The sequence below is a fragment of the Acidiphilium multivorum AIU301 genome (assembly GCF_000202835.1).
In the GTDB taxonomy this organism is placed as follows: Bacteria; Pseudomonadota; Alphaproteobacteria; order Acetobacterales; family Acetobacteraceae; genus Acidiphilium; species Acidiphilium multivorum.
This window is the reverse complement of sequence record NC_015186.1, coordinates 3,611,092-3,627,214: the sequence shown is the minus strand read 5'-3', so window position 1 is coordinate 3,627,214 and position 16,123 is coordinate 3,611,092. Positions and strand designations below refer to the sequence as shown.

At 67.0% G+C, this 16,123-nt stretch carries 14 protein-coding genes; 9 read left to right on the top strand and 5 right to left on the bottom strand.

What is annotated here, in order from left to right:
* Positions 1 to 144: 144 nt before the first annotated feature.
* From ACMV_RS16550 to ACMV_RS16515, 8 genes are all read left to right on the top strand, one after another.
* Entirely contained in the window at positions 145 to 1,155 is a 1,011-nt protein-coding gene (locus ACMV_RS16550; protein WP_013641145.1) for an autoinducer 2 ABC transporter substrate-binding protein, read from the top strand.
* Positions 1,156 to 1,162: 7 nt separating this feature from the next.
* Positions 1,163 to 2,692, top strand: coding sequence for a sugar ABC transporter ATP-binding protein (locus ACMV_RS16545; RefSeq protein WP_013641144.1), 1,530 nt, complete (start codon positions 1,163 to 1,165; stop codon positions 2,690 to 2,692).
* A gap of 43 nt (positions 2,693 to 2,735) precedes the next feature.
* Positions 2,736 to 3,770 carry an ABC transporter permease gene (locus tag ACMV_RS16540; RefSeq protein ID WP_231295306.1) on the top strand — a complete coding sequence of 345 codons (1,035 nt, stop codon included), beginning with the start codon at positions 2,736 to 2,738 and terminating at the stop codon, positions 3,768 to 3,770.
* A complete protein-coding gene (locus tag ACMV_RS16535) occupies positions 3,770 to 4,741 on the top strand; it encodes an ABC transporter permease (protein ID WP_012040458.1) in 972 nt (323 codons plus the stop codon). The genes ACMV_RS16540 and ACMV_RS16535 overlap by 1 nt, the downstream gene beginning before the upstream one ends.
* 19 nt (positions 4,742 to 4,760) lie before the next feature.
* Positions 4,761 to 5,075: an L-rhamnose mutarotase gene (gene rhaM / locus ACMV_RS16530; protein WP_012040457.1), complete on the top strand. Its 315-nt coding sequence runs from the start codon at positions 4,761 to 4,763 to the stop codon at positions 5,073 to 5,075.
* Between the two features lie 87 nt (positions 5,076 to 5,162).
* Positions 5,163 to 6,458, top strand: a complete 1,296-nt coding sequence (locus tag ACMV_RS16525; protein ID WP_012040456.1) for a pilus assembly protein TadG-related protein — start codon at positions 5,163 to 5,165, stop codon at positions 6,456 to 6,458.
* Between the two features lie 12 nt (positions 6,459 to 6,470).
* Entirely contained in the window at positions 6,471 to 7,028 is a 558-nt protein-coding gene (locus tag ACMV_RS16520) for a TadE/TadG family type IV pilus assembly protein (protein WP_007423486.1), read from the top strand.
* Positions 7,015 to 7,599: a TadE/TadG family type IV pilus assembly protein gene (locus ACMV_RS16515; protein ID WP_013641143.1), complete on the top strand. Its 585-nt coding sequence runs from the start codon at positions 7,015 to 7,017 to the stop codon at positions 7,597 to 7,599. Before ACMV_RS16520 ends, ACMV_RS16515 begins: the two co-directional genes overlap by 14 nt.
* Before the next feature lie 155 nt (positions 7,600 to 7,754).
* On the opposite strand, the gene ACMV_RS16510 is transcribed toward ACMV_RS16515, so the two are convergent.
* From ACMV_RS16510 to ACMV_RS16500, 3 genes are all read right to left on the bottom strand, one after another.
* Complete coding sequence (locus ACMV_RS16510; RefSeq protein ID WP_013641142.1) at positions 7,755 to 9,578, bottom strand: NAD(P)/FAD-dependent oxidoreductase; 1,824 nt, start codon at positions 9,576 to 9,578, stop codon at positions 7,755 to 7,757.
* Positions 9,579 to 9,611: 33 nt separating this feature from the next.
* Positions 9,612 to 10,688, bottom strand: a complete 1,077-nt coding sequence (locus ACMV_RS16505) for a 2,3-butanediol dehydrogenase (protein WP_013641141.1) — start codon at positions 10,686 to 10,688, stop codon at positions 9,612 to 9,614.
* A gap of 138 nt (positions 10,689 to 10,826) precedes the next feature.
* The gene (locus tag ACMV_RS16500) at positions 10,827 to 12,710 is read right to left on the bottom strand and encodes a sigma-54-dependent Fis family transcriptional regulator (protein ID WP_013641140.1); all 1,884 of its coding nucleotides are present in this window, start codon (positions 12,708 to 12,710) and stop codon (positions 10,827 to 10,829) included.
* A gap of 273 nt (positions 12,711 to 12,983) precedes the next feature.
* Here ACMV_RS16500 and ACMV_RS16495 point away from each other — a divergent pair, with 273 nt between their 5' ends.
* A complete protein-coding gene (locus ACMV_RS16495; RefSeq protein ID WP_013635043.1) occupies positions 12,984 to 14,663 on the top strand; it encodes an IS1634 family transposase in 1,680 nt (559 codons plus the stop codon).
* A 156-nt stretch (positions 14,664 to 14,819) separates the two neighbouring features.
* Here ACMV_RS16495 and ACMV_RS16490 read toward each other — a convergent pair whose 3' ends face one another.
* Positions 14,820 to 15,251: a cupin domain-containing protein gene (locus ACMV_RS16490; protein ID WP_231844443.1), complete on the bottom strand. Its 432-nt coding sequence runs from the start codon at positions 15,249 to 15,251 to the stop codon at positions 14,820 to 14,822.
* A gap of 402 nt (positions 15,252 to 15,653) precedes the next feature.
* Positions 15,654 to 16,016, bottom strand: a complete 363-nt coding sequence (locus ACMV_RS16485; protein WP_007422170.1) for a hypothetical protein — start codon at positions 16,014 to 16,016, stop codon at positions 15,654 to 15,656.
* Positions 16,017 to 16,123: the final 107 nt, after the last annotated feature.

Here is a 16,123-nt window from a genome sequence, read left to right as displayed (position 1 = left end):
GCACCGCACCAAATCGGCACGAAACTCAGAAATGACTTGACAGATTTATGTGCGCCGATGTTTGCTACATGTGACATCTGGTCGGGCCGTCAATCCGGCGCCGGCCGGGAACGTCGTGGTCCAAGAAACAGAAAGGAAACGCCAATGACCCTCGCGGCCCGACTCCGCCACCAGACCGCCTTCCGGCTCGGCCTCGGCCTCGCCGGCGCGATGATCATCGCCGCCGGCGCGACGCCGGCCCGCGCCGCCGAGCCGACCATCGCCTTCGTGCCCAAGCTGATCGGCATCACCTATTTCACGGCGATGAAGCAGGGGCTGGATCAGGCCGGGAAGAAGTTCGGCGCGCACATCATCTACCAGGGGCCGACCACGGCCTCGGTCTCCGGCCAGTCGGAAATCGTGCAGAGCCTGATCAACAAGCACGTCACCGCGGTCGGCGTTTCCGCCAACAGCCCGACCGCGCTCGAGGCGCTCGCGAAGCAGGCGAAGGCAAAGGGAATCCTGTTCTATTCGAGCGACTCCCAGGTCGAGGGGCCGGATGTCGCCCTGCGCGTGCAGCAGACCAGCAACAAGGCGCTGGCCGACACGGTGGTCGACCAGCTCGCCAAGACGATCGGCGGCAAGGGCGATGTCGCCTTCGTCTCCGGCGGGCCGACCGCGACCAACCTGAACGCATGGATCGCGCTGATGAAGCAGCGCCTCGCCGCGAAATACCCGCAGATCAAGCTCGTCTCGGTCCAGTACGCCGGCGAGGACATCAACAAGGCGACGCAGGTCACCGGCCAGTTGCTGTCGGCCTATCCGCACCTGAAGGGCGTGGTCGGCATCAATTCGACCGCGGTGCCCGGCGCCGCCCAGGCGGTGCTGCGCGCCGGCCTCAGCGGCAAGGTCGCCGTGACCGGCATCACCGACCCGAACAGCATCCGCCCCTTCATCCTCGACGGCACGGTGAAGAGCGTGGTGCTGTGGAACCCGATTTCGCTCGGATACCTCACCGGCTGGGGCGTGATCCAGGAGCTGGAGCACAAGCCGTTCAAGGCGGAAAACACGGTGCCCGGCCTGAAGCAGAAGGTGAAGTATTTCCCGAAGACCCACACGCTGCTGCTCGGCAATCCGATGGTCATCACCAAGGCCAATGTGAGCATGAATTTCTGAGGCCGGGATGCCCACGCCGTCCTCACCCCGGGTCGAGGTCTCGGGAATCCGCAAGCGCTTCGGCGGTGTGACGGCGCTGGGCGGCGTCGATCTCTCGATTGGGCGGGGCGAGGTGCATGCCCTGCTCGGCGAGAACGGCGCCGGCAAGTCCACCCTGATCCGCGTTCTCACCGGCGCGATCATGCCCGACGAGGGCGAGATCCGGATCGACGGCGCGCCCCGCCGCTTCGCCCACCCGCGCGACGCGCAGGCGGCCGGGATCGCCGCGGTCTACCAGGAGCCGATGATCTATCCGCACCTGACGGTGCTGGAAAACATCTTCACCGGCAACGAGATCGCCTCCGCCGCCGGCATCGTGCGCCGGCAGGAGATGGCCGAGGCCGCGCTCCCCTGGTTCGACCGGCTGGAACTCGACCCCGCCCTGCTGCACCGCCGGATGGGCGAACTCAGCCTCGGCTATCAGCAGCTCGTGCTGATCGCCAAGGCGCTGGTGCAGGACGCGCAGGTGATCATCTTCGACGAACCGACCTCGATCCTGTCCCAGGCGGAGACCGACCGGCTGTTCACCATCATCGGCCGGCTGCGCGCCGACGGCCGCTCAATCGTCTACATCACCCATCGCCTCGACGAGATCCGCCGGATCTCCGACCGCGTGACGGTGCTCACCGATGGCCGCGTCACCGGCAGCGCGGCGGCGGACGATCTCGACGAGGAGCGCCTGCTCGACCTGATGGCCGGCAAGGCGCATCGCGATTACGGCAAGCCGCGCGAGGACCGGCGGATCGCCAACGATGCCGATCCCGCCCTCAGGATCGAGAAACTGACCAGGGCGGGACTTTATGACGGCGTGGACTGGTCGATCCCGCCGGGCACGGTCACCGGCGTCTACGGGCTGGTCGGCTCCGGCCGCAGCGAAGTGGCCCTCGCCGCGTTCGGCGCGCTCCCCGCCGACAGCGGCCGGGTCCTGCTGCACGGCCGGCCGATCAGCCCGCGCGATCCGGCGCAGGCCATCGCCCTCGGCATCGGCTACCTGCCGGAGGATCGCAAGCTGCAGGGCATCTTCGCCACCAAGCCCCTCGAGGCGAACCTGACCGTCAGCACGCTCGACCGTTTCCTCCGCGCCGCGATGAGGCTCGATTTCGCCGCCCTGCGCGGCGAGGCGGCGCGGCTGATCGCCCATTACCGGATCAAGGCGCGGGACGAGACGGTGGCGATCGGCACGCTCTCGGGCGGCAACCAGCAGAAGGCGCTGTTCGCCCGCTGGGCAGGGCAGTCCCTGAAGGTGCTCATCCTCGACGAGCCGACCCGCGGCATCGACATCGGCACCAAGGCCGAGATTCACGACTTCATCCGCAGCCTCGCCGCCGGCGGCCTCGCCGTCGTCGTGATCTCGTCGGACCTGCCGGAGGTTCTGGCGGTCAGCGACCGGGTGATCGTGATGCGGCGGGGCTCGGTCGTGCAGGTCGCCGAAGGCGAGGCGATGCAGGCCGAGACGATCCTCGCCGCCGCCGTCGGCGCCGCCGCGCGCGCGGCCTGACCCGGCGGCCCGGCGCAAGATGCAGGAAACGGACGCAAAACGCATGTCAGTCGACAACCCGGCGGGAACGCCGCGGACGATCGGGGCGTTCGGCCCCGCCCCCACCACCGGCCGCCCCGCCCCGCGGCCGCCGCGCGACTACCTGCCGCGCGGCCGCGAGGGGCTGCTGCTGGTCACGCTCGCGATCCTCGTGCTCGCGGCCGGATTCGGCTCGCACGGCGCCTTCTGGAGCCGGGTCAATCTCGACAATCTCCTGGTCGGCAGCGCGATCACGCTGATCCCGGCGATCGGCATGACCGTGGTGATCCTCACCGGCGGGATCGACGTCTCGACCGGCTCGATGCTCGGCCTCTGCACCGCGATCGGCGGCACCTGCTTCGCCGCCGGCTGGAGCATCGCCGCGACGATCCCGGTCTTTCTCCTCTCCGGCGCCGCCTTCGGCCTGATCAACGCGCTGCTGATCATCAACGGGCGCATCCCGCCGGTGATCGCGACGCTGGGCACGCTGAGCATCTACCGCATGTTCGTCTTCATCGTGCTCGGCGGCAACTGGATCACCCAGATTCCGCCGGCGCTGACGATGATCTTCGTGGTCGACCACCTGGCCTTCCTGCCGGTGGTCGCCGTCATCGCCCTCGTCCTGCTCGCCGCCGGCATGGTCTTCCTGCGGTATTTCCGCTGGGGCCGGCACGTCTACGCGCTCGGCAACAACGAGGAGGCCGCACGCCTCGCCGGAATCAAGCCCGAGCGGATCAAGCTCGCCGCCTATGTGATGCTCGGCCTGCTCACCGGCCTCGCGGCCCTGCTCACCCTCGGCCAGAGCCCGATGGCGCAGACATCGACGGGCAGCGGCTTCGTGCTGCAGGTGATCGCCGCCGTCGTGCTCGGCGGCACGGCGCTGAGCGGCGGCCGCGGCACGCTGCTCGGCACGCTGCTCGGCACGCTCATCGTGCAGGTCGTCGATGACGCGATCGTGCTGCTGCACATCCAGCCCTTCTGGGGCGGCGTCGCCCTCGGCGCGGTGATCCTGGCCTCGATCGGCGCCGGCGCGAAACGCGAAGCGATGGAGACACGCTGATGCACGCTTCCGGCTTCGAACGAACCCGCCCCGTCCTGCTGCTCGCCATGGCGGTGCTCGCCCTTCTCGGCTTCGCCATCGGCCACCCCGCGATCCTCTCCGGCGCCAATCTTTCGAGCATGGCGGTGTTCGGCGTCGAGATCGGCATGATCGCCCTCGGCCAGACCTTCGTGATCTGCGGCGGCGATACCGGGATCGATCTGTCGGTCGGCGCGACGATGGCGCTCTCCCAGGTGATTCTCGGCCGCCTGCTGCATGGCGGCCTGCCCTGGCCGGTGGCGGTCGGCGGCGCGCTGGCGTCCGGCCTGGCGCTCGGCGGGGTGAACGCCGCGGCGGTCAGCCGCTTCCGCATCCCGCCGATCATCGCGACCCTCGCCACGCTGTTCGCCTATGACGGGCTCGCGCTGGTGGTCACCGGCGGGGTGAATATCGACCTGACGAAATCGCCGCCCGCCTTCCTCGCCATCGGCCAGGGCACGCTGGCCGGCCTGCCCTTCCAGCTGCTGGCGCTCTACCTGCCGCTGCTCGCCGTCTTCGCCTTCGTCCAGCACGGCACACGCTACGGCCGCGCCCTCTACCTCACCGGCACCAACGACCGCGCGGCGACGCTCGCCGGCGTGCGCGTCGCGCGGGTCCGCGGCTGGGCCTATGTCGCCGCCGGGCTGGTCGCGGCGATCGCCGGCGTCGTCAGCGCCGCCCGGCTCGGCACCGCCCGGCCCGACGCCGGCGCGCAGGCGAACCTGATCAGCATCGCCATCGTCGTGCTCGGCGGCACCGGCATTTTCGGCGGCACCGGATCGGTGATCGGCACGGCGATGGCGACCGTCGTCATCGCCATCGTCGATTACGGCCTGAGCTACAACGACTTCAACCCGATCTATCAGGCCGGCGTGATCGGGACGATCCTGATCGCGGTCATCCTGATCGAAACCCCATTCGTCGCCTGGCGCGCCCGCCGCCCCCGCGCCTGAACGCGAGACGCAGCGCCCGATGGAACAGATCGCCTTCCGCATGCAGCTCGACCCCGCGCAGGCGGCGGAATACGAGCGCCGCCACGACGAGATCTGGCCCGAACTCGTCGCCGCGCTGAAGGATGCCGGGATCAGCGATTACAGCATCTTCCTCGACCTGTCGGACGGCTCGCTCTTCGCCGTGCTGCGCCGCCGCCCCGGCCATGCGATGGACGCGCTGCCCGAACAGGCGGTGATGCGACGCTGGTGGCAGGCGATGGCCGACATCATGCGGACCAACCCGGACGCCTCTCCCACCGCATCGCCGCTGCGCCGCGTCTTCCACCTGCCCTGAAGCCGGCGGCCGACCCGGAGCGCGTTAAGCGTTTCTTCAGACATTCGGCTTAGAACCAGCCGGGGCCGACCAGCGGCAGCGGAAGCCATGTTAGTATTATTTATCAAATTCAAAGCACTATGCGGCGACCGGCGCGGCAATATCGCGATCATCACCGCGCTTGTATCCCTGACCCTGATCTTCATCCTCGGCATGGGGATCGATTACGGCCTCGCGATCGACCGCAAGTCGCAGATGGAATCCTATGCCGACGCCGCGGCCCTCGCCGCCGTCACCCCCGCGATGGTCGCCGCCGGCCAATCCTCCGCCATCACGACGGCCCAGAACGTCTTCAACGCGCAGGCCCTCACGATGACCGGCGTGACCTACAACGCCAACGACGTCACCGTGTCGATCGCCACCAGCGGCGACAAGCGCACCGCGACGGTGCAATACCAGGCCCAGTCGCAAGCCATGCTGCCGGATGTGATGGGGTTCGGTTCCATCAAGATCGGCGGCCAGGCCACGGCGACGACGACGATCGCCCCGAACATCGACTTCTATCTCCTGCTCGACGACTCCCCCTCGATGGCGATCGCCGCCACCCAGAGCGGCATCAACACGATGGTCGCCAACACGACGGCGCAGGGCGGTTGCGCCTTCGGCTGCCATGAAGAGAACCCCTCCGCCGACAAACTCGGCAATCCCTACGGCGAGGACAATTACGCCCTCGCCCGCAGCCTCGGCGTGACCTTGCGGATCGACATGCTCCGCCAGGCCACGCAGGACCTGATGACGACGGCGCAGACGACCGAAACCCAGAAGGGCACCACCTACCGGATGGCGATCTACACGTTCGACATCGGGCTGAACACGATCGGCAACCTCACCTCCGACCTTTCCCAGGCCCAGACCGAGGCGGGCAACATCCAGCTGCTGGAAGTCTACTCCAACAACTGGCTGACCCAGAACGACTACAATGACGACGAGGACACCAATTACGACACCGCCCTGAACGGCATCAACGCGATCATGCCCAACCCGGGAAACGGCACCGGTGCCGCCGGCGACACGCCGCAGGAAGTGCTCTTCTTCGTGACGGACGGCGTCGAGGACGAGGACGTCAACGGCAACCGCCAGCAATCCCTCCTCAACACCGACCTCTGCACCGCCATCAAGAACCGGGGGATCAGGATCGCGGTCCTCTACACAGAATACCTGCCGCTGCCGACCAACAGCTGGTACAACACCTACATCGCGCCGTTCCAGAACAGCATCGCGCCAACCCTTCAGCAATGCGCCTCGCCCGGCCTCTATTTCGAGGTGAAATCCGGCGGCGACATTTCTGCCGCGATGTCCGCGCTGTTCCAGACGGCCGTGCAATCCTCCTATCTGTCGAGTTAGCGGAGCGATATCGTGCTCCGAAAGACGAGACGCGCCCCGAAGACCGGAAGATTCAAGCTGCCGGCCCGGCTCAGAACCCTGCTCGGCGATGGCCGGGCGGTCGCCGCCGTCGAATTCGCGCTCGTCGCGGCCCCCTATTTCGCCTTGCTGTTCGCCATCATCGAGGCCGGGCTGATCTTCTTCACCCAGGAAGTGCTGCAGAACGCGACAAACGACACGGCACGCCTGATCATGACCGGGCAGGCGCAGTCATCCGGCATGACCGCGCAGCAATTCCTTCAGGACGTCTGCACCGACGGTGTGCCCCTGATCACCTGCGCCAATCTCAACGTCAACGTACAGACCTTCCCGTCCTTCAACGCCATCACGCAGGTCAATCCGCTGACAAGCGGCAACTTCAATACGTCATCGCTGAGTTACAGCCTTGGCGGCCCCGGCGACATCGTGATGGTTCAGGTCTTCTACCAGCTGCCGGTCATGGCCAGCCTGCTGAATTTCAGCTTCGCGACGATGAACGGCAACTATCGCCTGCTGCAGGCAACAGCGGTCTTCCGAAATGAACCCTACTGACGGCAAGAGCGGCGCATGCACATGGGCACGACGCATCCTGCGCCGTCTCACCGCCGCGTCCCAACGCCGCCGCGCGGGTGTGGCGGCGGTCGAGTTCGCCCTCGTTCTGCCCGTGCTCCTGCTGTTCTTCTTCGCGACGACCGAGCTGGAACAGGCGGTGATCGTCAACCAGCTCGTCTCGCAAACGGGTTCGACCATCACCAACATCGTCTCGCAATACACCAGCATCAGCGCGAGCACGCAGCTTCCGGACATCTTCTCCGCCGCGTCGCAAATCCTCGCCCCCTACCCCGCATCGCCAGCCCAGATCGTCGTCAGCTGCATCTCGATCGACGATGATGGCGATGCCAGGGTCGCCTGGAGCGAGGCCTCGAACGCCACTGCGCTGCAACAGGGTCAGGTCGTCACCGTCCCGACCTCACTCGACGTGCCGAATACCAGCGTCATCCTCGGACAGGTCGATTACGCGTTCGAGCCGACGCTCGATTTTCTCAAGCTCGGCCCGTTCCATCTCCAGTCCTCCGTCTACATGCTGCCCCGCAATTCCTCGACGATCAGCTTGGTGCCGTAAACGACGCAGGGTCATCGCCTTCGGCGGGCAGATCCGGCAACTCATCAGGCCGTTCCCGGCTTCCGAAACGCCACCGCCGGCAACCGCGCTGGCATGGCACGGTCACGGCCGGAATGAGTGCCGCAGGCGGGACGACCCGCGGCACCCAGACCCACTCAGGACAGGTGATGCACCTCCTGCAGGCCATAGACGGGCGTTGGAATGCCGACCTGCCGCGCTTTCAGCTGGAGGGCGAGATACAGCGAATAATGGCGTGACTGGTGGAGATTGCCGCCGTGGAACCAGAGGTTTTGCTGCTGCGTCGGCTTCCACATGTTGCGCTGCTCGCCTTCCCAGGGGCCGGGGTCCTTCGGCGTGTCGGAACCGAGGCCCCAGACCTTGCCGACCTTGTCGGCGACCTCCTGGCTGATCAGATCGGCGGCCCAGCCGTTCATCGAGCCATAGCCCGTGGCGTAGACGATTAGATCGGCCGGGAGTTCCTCGCCATCCGCCATCCTCACGCCGGTTTCGGTGATCTCGTCGACCCCGACGCCGCTCTTGAGCTTGATGCTGCCGTCGATGACCAGGTCACAGGCGCCGACATCGATATAATAGCCCGAGCCGCGGCGGAGATATTTCATGAACAGGCCTGAATCGTCCGCGCCGAAATCGAGCATGAAGCCGGCCTTTTCGAGGGCGGCATAGAAATCGGCGTCCTTTTCGCGGATCGCGTCATAAACCGGGATCTGGAACTCGTGCATGATCCGGTAGGGCAGCGATGCGAAGATCATGTCCGCCTTGCGGGTGGTCACGCCATTGGCGACCGCCCTCTCGGAATAGAGCTCGCCGAGGCCGATCTCCATCAGCGAATCCGAGCGGACGATATGCGTGCTGGAGCGCTGGACCATGGTGACGTCCGCACCATGCTCCCAGAGGGCGGCGCAGATGTCGTGCGCCGAGTTGTTGGCGCCGATGACCACGACCTTCTTGCCCGCATAGGCATCGGGCCCCGGGTGCCGGGAGCTGTGGTGCTGCTCGCCGCGGAAGCGGTCCATGCCCTTGAACTGCGGGATATTCGGCTTGCCCGACATGCCGGTGGCGAGGACGAGTTGGGTCGGACGGAGCTCGATCTCCTCGCCATCGCGATCGACGACGACACGCCAGGTGCCGCTCGCTTCATCGAAGGCGGCGCTCTTCGCAGTGGTTCTGGTCCAGTAATTGATCTCCATGACCTTGGTGTACATTTCCAGCCAGTCGCCGATCTTGTCCTTGGGCGCGAAGACCGGCCAGTTGGCGGGGAAATCGATATAGGGCAGGTGGTCGTACCAGACCGGATCATGCAGGCAGAGCGACTTGTAGCGCTTGCGCCACTGGTCGCCCGGCCGGTCGTGCCTGTCGATCACGATGGCGGGCACGCCGAGCTGGCGCAGCCGCGCGCCAAGCGCGATGCCCCCCTGCCCGCCGCCGACGACGAGGACATAAGGCTGGGTTTCGTAGCCGAGCGTGCGGGCTTCCTCCTCGCGCCTTTCCTGCCAGCTCTGCCGGCCGCGGCGGACGCCGTGCTCGGCGCCCATTGGCCGGCGGATGCCCTTGGGCTCCTCGTGGCCCTTGAGTTCGGCGAGGGTGGTGAGCAGCGTCCAGGCCTTGCCGTCCTGCAGGCGGAGCAGCCCCTCCCCGCGGCCGATCTTCGTCTCGAAGGCGAGCCAGGCCTCGATGACGCCGTTGGACTCGGTCGGCGGCTCGGCGAGCGCGAAGCTGACCGGACGGACATTGTCGAGGGTCGCCGCCAGCATGTCGCGCACGCCGTCGGGCGTTTCGACGGTCCTGATGTTCCAGGTGAAGGCGATCAGGTCGCGCCAGAAGCTGACCGGCGCAAAGAGCCGGGCGGCGGCTTCGGCGTCACCGGCGTTCAATGCCCGGTTGAAACTGTCGAGCCACGCCTCGACCGCCTTCTGCGGCGCGGAGACGGTGATGGGCTTGTCGATCGTCATGTCGTTCATGGGTTGCGTTTCCCTTGCTGTTGTGACGCCGCGTCAGGCGGCGAGATCGATGAGAATCTTGATGTGCCTGCCGGAGGGATCGAGCAGCGCCTCGAACCCTTCGGCAACGGCATCGTCGAGCCGGATGCGGGCGGTGACGATCTTCGAGGCGGGCAGGATGCCGCTCGCGATCATGCGGATCACGCGCGGCCAGTAATGGGTCGGGTAGGCCCAGGCGCCCCGCAGGTCGACATCCTTGAACGTGACCTGGAACCAGTCGAGCGGATTGTCGTGCGGGTGAAGCCCGGTCTGGACCACCACGCCCTGCTTGCGCACCGCATCGAGGCAGGCTTTCAGCGCGTGCTCGTTCCCGACGCATTCGAGGGCGACGTCGCAGCCCGCCCCGCCCTCGGTCGCCGCACGGACGCGGGAGCCGACATCGTCGCGCTGCGGGTTGAGAACGACGATGTCGGGAAGGATGCTGCGGGCGAAGGCGAGCCGCGCGTCGTTGATGTCGGAGAGGAAGAGCGTCGTCGCGCCGGCGGCGCGGGCGGCAATCAGGGTGAGCAGGCCGATCGGCCCGGCGCCCGTCACCAGCACCGCGCTGCCCGCGCCGACGCCGCCGCGGTCGCAGGAATAGACGGCGACGGCGGCGGGCTCGACCAGGGCGGCCTCCTCGTCGCTCAGCGCGTCGGGAATCCTCTGCACGTTGTATTCGTGCAGCATCGCTTCCTCGGCCATGCCGCCCCAGGCCCAGCTGAGGCCGGCCAGCGCCAGCTGCGGGCTGAGGTGAAACAGGCCACGGTCGGCATAATAGTCGCCGGCGCGCGGCATGATCAGGGGCTGGACGGAGACGCGGTCGCCCGGCTTCACGCTGGAGACGCCCTCGCCGATCGCGGTGACGACACCGCCGAATTCGTGCCCGAGGATTTGCGGCCCCTGGGCGCCGGTGAAGGGATGCGGTGTGGTGGGGATGAAGATCGGCCCGTAGGCGTATTCGTGCAGGTCGGTGCCGCAGATGCCGACGAAGCGGTTGCGCACGAGGACCTGACCGGGTGGTGGCTTGCGGTCAGGTGCGGCGACGTCCTCGATCCGCAGATCGCGGGCGGCATGGAATCGTAGTGCTTTCACGTCGTTCCTCCTTGCAATCTTGGCGTTGCGAACGAGTGAAAAGCAAACGGCATGCCAGCCCGGATTCGGCGGAAATGCGCGGCCGGCCGGGCAGGATGGCGCCACAGTGTGGCGCCCCTGTGTGGCGTTCCGTGGCGCTCAGCGCTGCGGGCGGAGGCGGCCGGAGATGCCGAGGCGGCGCATCCGGCGGTGCAAGGTGGTACGGTCGCAGCCCAGGCGGCGGGCGAGAGCGGAAACATTGCCGCCACAGCCATCGAGCGCGGCGCGGAGCGAAGCGGCCGCATCGTCCTCCGTTCGAACGGAGACCGGGCCAAGACCGCCGGGAAGATCCGCAACGCGGATTTCGCCTTCCTCGCACAAGGCGGTCGCCACCGCGAGGACGTTGTCGAGTTCGCGCAGATTGCCCGGCCACCGGTGGGCGCGAAGCATGGCGGCGGCATCCGGCGCGAGACGGACCGGCCGCCCCTCGCGCTGCCGCGTCGCCAGCAGACGGGCGAGCAGCCAGTCGAAATCGCCGCGGCTGCGCAGCGGCGGGAGGCTGAGCGCGGCGACGTTCAGCCGATAGAAGAGATCCTCGCGGAAGCTCCCCGCGGCGACCAATGCGCGAAGGTCGCGATGCGAGGCCGAGATCAGCCGGAAGCCGACCTTGCGCGGGCGGGCGGCGCCGAGGGGCTGGACCGTGCGTTCGGCAAGGACGCGCAGCAGGCGGGTCTGCAGGGAGAGCGGCATGTCGCCAATCTCGTCGAGGAACAGCGTGCCGCCATCCGCCTCCTCGATCAGGCCGCGGCGGCCGCGCGGGGCCGCTCCGGTGAACGCGCCGGGAGCGTGGCCGAACAGCTCTGATTCGGCCAGGGTTTCCGGAATCGCAGCGCAGTTGACCGCGACGAAGGGGCCTTTCGCGCCGCTCGCCTCGTGAATTGCGCGGGCGAGATATTCCTTGCCGGTGCCGGTTTCGCCGTGGATCAGCACCGGCAGGTCGGTGCGGGCAAAGCGCGCGGCACGGTCCTGAAGCGCCTTGATCTCAGGCGTCTCGCCGCCGAGGCGGCGGAGGGCGGGCGGCAGGGTTTGCCGTGCTGCGCGCGGACGGGGCGGCGGCTCGATCGCATGGGCGAAGAGCATATTGCCGTCACGGGCGCGGAGCACGCGCTCATGGGTTGGCCGGCCGCGCATCAGGGCGGGCAGATCGTCGATCGAGAGATCGAGGAAGCGGGAGATCGGCTGGCCGATCAACTGCTCCGGGCGGCGCCAGTCGCGCCCCGCGGCGCGGGCGAGCATGCGCGCCGCGCCGTGGGTGAGGCCGGCGATGCGGCCGGAATCATCGATCGCGATGCCGCCTTCGGGGTCGACGTCGAGAAACTCGGGAGAGAGGGCGAAACGCAGCACCCACTGGCGCCGGGTGCGTTCCATCAGGTTGGCGAGTTCGATGCGCCGCACGGTGGTGGTGACAAGGTGCCGGGCCAGGTTCTGGCTGGTCTTTTCCACGGGCGATTTGAGGAGCGAGATGTCGAGCACCGCGGAAAGCTGCCCCGCGGTATCGTAGATCGGCGCCGCCGTGCAGGAGAGCGGCGTGTGGGTCATGTCGAAATGGTCGGTCTGATGGATCGTCAACGCCTCGCCGGTGGCGATGCAGGCACCGACGGCGCAGGTGCCGGCATGCGATTCGGCCCAGTCCGAGCCGAGATAGAGCCCTGCGCGGCGCAGATCGTCATCGTAGCGGGGATCGCCGAGATATTCGACGGTGACGCCAGCCCGGTCGGCGAGGAGCAGGACATAGGCCTGGTTCGCGACATTGCCATAAAGCCGCTCGAGGCCGGACCGGGCGATGGCGATCAGTCCCTCGGCCTGCTGGCGGTGCTCCTTCAGCCGTCCCTCGGGGAGGATGACGGCTTCGGCGTTCACCGCAGGATCAAGGCGGTAGTCATCGAGGCAGCGGCGCCAGGACTGGATGACATAGGGGTCGCGCATGCTGGCATTGCCCTGCCAGACGGATTCGATCTCACGCACATGGTCGGCGATGGTCATGCTTTCGACTTTTCAACGTTTCCCAAGGCATCATATGACAAAAACCGAATCCGCCTGCACGGAAATAGCACGAAATGTTCAACGTGCGCGGTCCGACCCGACTTCAACAGTGGAACCCGGAACGATACGATAACGGCACGATAGAGGATTGGGAGATAACGGTTTTTTCGGAGCCGTTTGAAGATCTTTTAAAAACGTAGTGCCACGTATCGCGCGATTGTGTGTTGATCTTGCTTGCATCGGCTCCGTAGCGTGGTGTCCGGAGTCGGGGTCATGTTCTTCCGCATCAAACCATCAGGTGGCCGTCGCTACCTGCAGATCGTCGAGAACAAGCGGGTCGATGGCAAGGTCCGCCAGGTTGTGCGGCTGACCATCGGCCGGATGGACGAACTCGAAGCAAGCGGCCAGCTCGCGAGGCTCCTGGCCTCCGGCGCCCGCCATTGCGAGCAGATGATGCTGCTCTCCGCCATGGAGAATGAGGCGACCACGCTGAGCATGCGCCGGTTCGGCGCGCCATTGCTGTTCGGCCGACTGTGGCAGGAGAGCGGGATCGCTGCTGTGTTCGAGGAGCTGCTGGCCGGGCGGCAGTTCGAGTTCCCGGTCGAGCGCGCGGTGTTCGCCACCGTGCTCCACCGGATTATGGTCTCGGGCTCGGATCGCGCCTGCGACAAATGGCTCGACGATTACGACATTCCCAGCACCGAGGAGCTCGGCCTGCATCACCTCTACCGCGCCATGGCCTGGCTTGGCGAGGAGTTGCCGGAGGCAGAGCAGGCGGATGCCACGCCCTTTGCGCCACGGACGGTGAAGGATCTGGTGGAAGAGCGGCTCTTCGCTCGGCGGCATGATCTGTTCACCGATCTCTCGGTCGTATTCATGGACACCACCTCGCTGTATTTCGAAGGTGCCGGCGGCGAGACGCTGGGCGCGTGGGGCCACTCCAAGGATTACCGCCCACAGCTCGCGCAGATGATCCTGGGCGTGGTGATCGATCAGGACGGAAGGCCTATCTGCACCGAGATGTGGCCGGGCAACACCGCCGATGTCTCGGTGCTGGTGCCGGTGATCGACCGCCTGCGGTCGCGCTTCGGCATCACCCGGGTCTGCGTTGTCGCCGATCGCGGCATGATCAGCGCCGCGACGATCGCCGCGCTGGAGGAGCGCGGGCTGGAATACGTCCTCGGCGCAAGGGAACGCACCGACCGCATCGTCCGCGAGGTGGTGCTGGCCGATGAGCGCCCCTACATCCCGCTCTGCCTCGAGCGCGCAAGTGGCGACGAGACACAGCTCTTCATCAAGGAGGTCAAGGTCGCGGGCAAGCGCTATATCGTCTGCCGCAACGAGGCGGTGGCCATCGAAGAGGCCGAGACCAGGCGCCAGGTGGTCGCCGCCCTCGATCGTCAGCTGAAGCGAGGCGACAAGGCGCTGATCGGCAACTCCGCCTATCGCCGCTTCCTGCGCCCGGTCAGTGACGCAAAGCCCGGCCGCAAGAGCAAGCTGTTCGAGATCGACGCCGGCAAGCTCGCCGAGGAAGCCCGCTTCGACGGCGTCTTCGTGCTGCGCTCCAATGCCAGGATCTCGCCGCTGCAGGCGGTGCTCCGCTACCGGGACCTGCAGAATGTCGAACGGCTGTTCCGTGTGGCGAAGGCGACGATGCGCACCCGGCCAATCTACCATTCCTCCGACGCCGCCATCCGCGGCCATGTGTTCTGTTCTTTTCTCGCGCTGATCCTGCACCAGGCGCTCGACGAAAAACTCCGCCGGGCCGGCAAGCGCGTCGAATGGGCCGATCTCCTTCGTGATCTCGACAGACTGCAGCACGGCGAAATCAGTCAGAACGGCAAGCGCTGGCAGCTGCGCACCGAAGCCGGCGTTGCGGCGGCCACAGCCTTCAAAGCCGCCCGCATCGCCCTGCCGCCCCGTCTGCAGACCCCCCAGCAAGCCGTAACCTGATCCGGCTGCGCATTCCGCCCTGTAGTGCCACAGCTCCGGCGCACGCCAGATTTCACACGCCTTTTCAATTGCTTAGGAAAACCCGCTGTTTAACTGGGGTCCGACGCGATCGGCCGCCTCCCGATCATCGGCGCCGAGGGCCCCGGAACCCGTTCGTCACCGGCGGCTTCCGTAGCCCGCGAGATGGGTCACGAAGCGCGCGCCCGCCTCATCTGCCGGGTCCACGAAATGCACATCGTCCGGCGCGCGGCGTGGCGTGTCGACGGTCAGGAATATCGCGGGGGCGGCGCCTTCGACCGGCCGGATCGCATGCACGACGTGACGCAGGAACATCACCATCTGGCCCGCGCGAAGCCGGCGCGGCGGCTCGTCGGCCAGGCTGAAATCGGCCTCGCCATCCAGGAGCAGGAGGTGCTCGTCGCAATTCATGTGAAAATGCCTCGGCAATGGCCGATACAAACGAAAGACACGGGAACTTGCCGATTCACTGTCCGACAGATAGGCATCGACAATCACGGAATCCGCAGCGTCGGGAAATCTCGCCTTGATTTCGTCAAGATCGAAGAAATTATGAATGTCGTTGCCCATGATTATGTTCCAGACCTGCATTTGCATTGAATTCGTGCACGTCCGAACGGATCGTCCCGGCCCGTTCCGCTCTGCCGTGTCCGCACCGGATCTGGCCCGTCCCCGCCATCGTTCAAATGAAATCTTTTGATCCACCCTTTCGGTTGCGCAGATGAACGGCCACGGGAGCGCCCATGCGCCACGGCGGACGACAAGGCGCCGCGCCGTTCACGACGCCGGGGGCGGACGCGCGGCTGACGATACCGGAGCACGGCAGGCCAACCCGGCCCCGGTGACCGCGCCTGGCATCCTCACCACGAGCACCGCTCCCGCGCACCGGGCCGGGTTCGCGGCCAGGTCTCGCCCGGAGCGGAACGGCGGATCATTGCTTGCGCGGTCCCGAGGGAGCGGCACCGCGCCCATTCAGGACATGCGCCCGTTCAGAAAGCCGAGCGCCGGCAGCGGCCGCCACCCGCGGGGCAATTGCGCGCGGCTCATCGAGCGGATCGTATAGCGCGGCACTGGCAGCTCGCAGCGTTGCAGAAAGCCGAGATAGGCCCGCACCTGCTGCTCGCGCCAGATCTGGTCAGCCTGGGCGCGGGTGTGGCTGGCATGAATGTCGGCGATCCGTACAACACGGCCGATGGTGGCGATAACGGCCCAGAGCCGATCATCGCCGCGCCCCGGATCCTTTTCATAAGGTCTGACGTTATCGGGCATTTGCCGGAAAACTTGGCATGGAGACACGGTGCCCGCAAGCCGGTTCTGCGCATCCGGCAGCGTCATGGCGCGGCCCGCCCGGCCGGCGCCGTCGAGCGGCTCGCCCGGGGCGTGACAAGGACGATCGTGTCCGGCGCACTCGCGGCCACCTGAGCGGCGCCCTCGTCCAGACC

What these genes read in the sequence shown, in the direction of transcription:
- ACMV_RS16550 (WP_013641145.1), top strand. Translation starts at nt 145, where the DNA reads ATGACCCTCGCGGCCCGACTCCGCCACCAGACCGCCTTCCGGCTCGGC.
- ACMV_RS16545 (WP_013641144.1), top strand. Translation starts at nt 1,163, where the DNA reads ATGCCCACGCCGTCCTCACCCCGGGTCGAGGTCTCGGGAATCCGCAAG.
- ACMV_RS16540 (WP_231295306.1), top strand. Translation starts at nt 2,736, where the DNA reads ATGTCAGTCGACAACCCGGCGGGAACGCCGCGGACGATCGGGGCGTTC.
- ACMV_RS16535 (WP_012040458.1), top strand. Translation starts at nt 3,770, where the DNA reads ATGCACGCTTCCGGCTTCGAACGAACCCGCCCCGTCCTGCTGCTCGCC.
- rhaM (WP_012040457.1), top strand. Translation starts at nt 4,761, where the DNA reads ATGGAACAGATCGCCTTCCGCATGCAGCTCGACCCCGCGCAGGCGGCG.
- ACMV_RS16525 (WP_012040456.1), top strand. Translation starts at nt 5,163, where the DNA reads ATGTTAGTATTATTTATCAAATTCAAAGCACTATGCGGCGACCGGCGC.
- ACMV_RS16515 (WP_013641143.1), top strand. Translation starts at nt 7,015, where the DNA reads ATGAACCCTACTGACGGCAAGAGCGGCGCATGCACATGGGCACGACGC.
- ACMV_RS16510 (WP_013641142.1), bottom strand. Translation starts at nt 9,578, where the DNA reads ATGAACGACATGACGATCGACAAGCCCATCACCGTCTCCGCGCCGCAG.
- ACMV_RS16500 (WP_013641140.1), bottom strand. Translation starts at nt 12,710, where the DNA reads ATGACCATCGCCGACCATGTGCGTGAGATCGAATCCGTCTGGCAGGGC.
- ACMV_RS16495 (WP_013635043.1), top strand. Translation starts at nt 12,984, where the DNA reads ATGTTCTTCCGCATCAAACCATCAGGTGGCCGTCGCTACCTGCAGATC.
- ACMV_RS16490 (WP_231844443.1), bottom strand. Translation starts at nt 15,251, where the DNA reads ATGGGCAACGACATTCATAATTTCTTCGATCTTGACGAAATCAAGGCG.
- ACMV_RS16485 (WP_007422170.1), bottom strand. Translation starts at nt 16,016, where the DNA reads ATGACGCTGCCGGATGCGCAGAACCGGCTTGCGGGCACCGTGTCTCCA.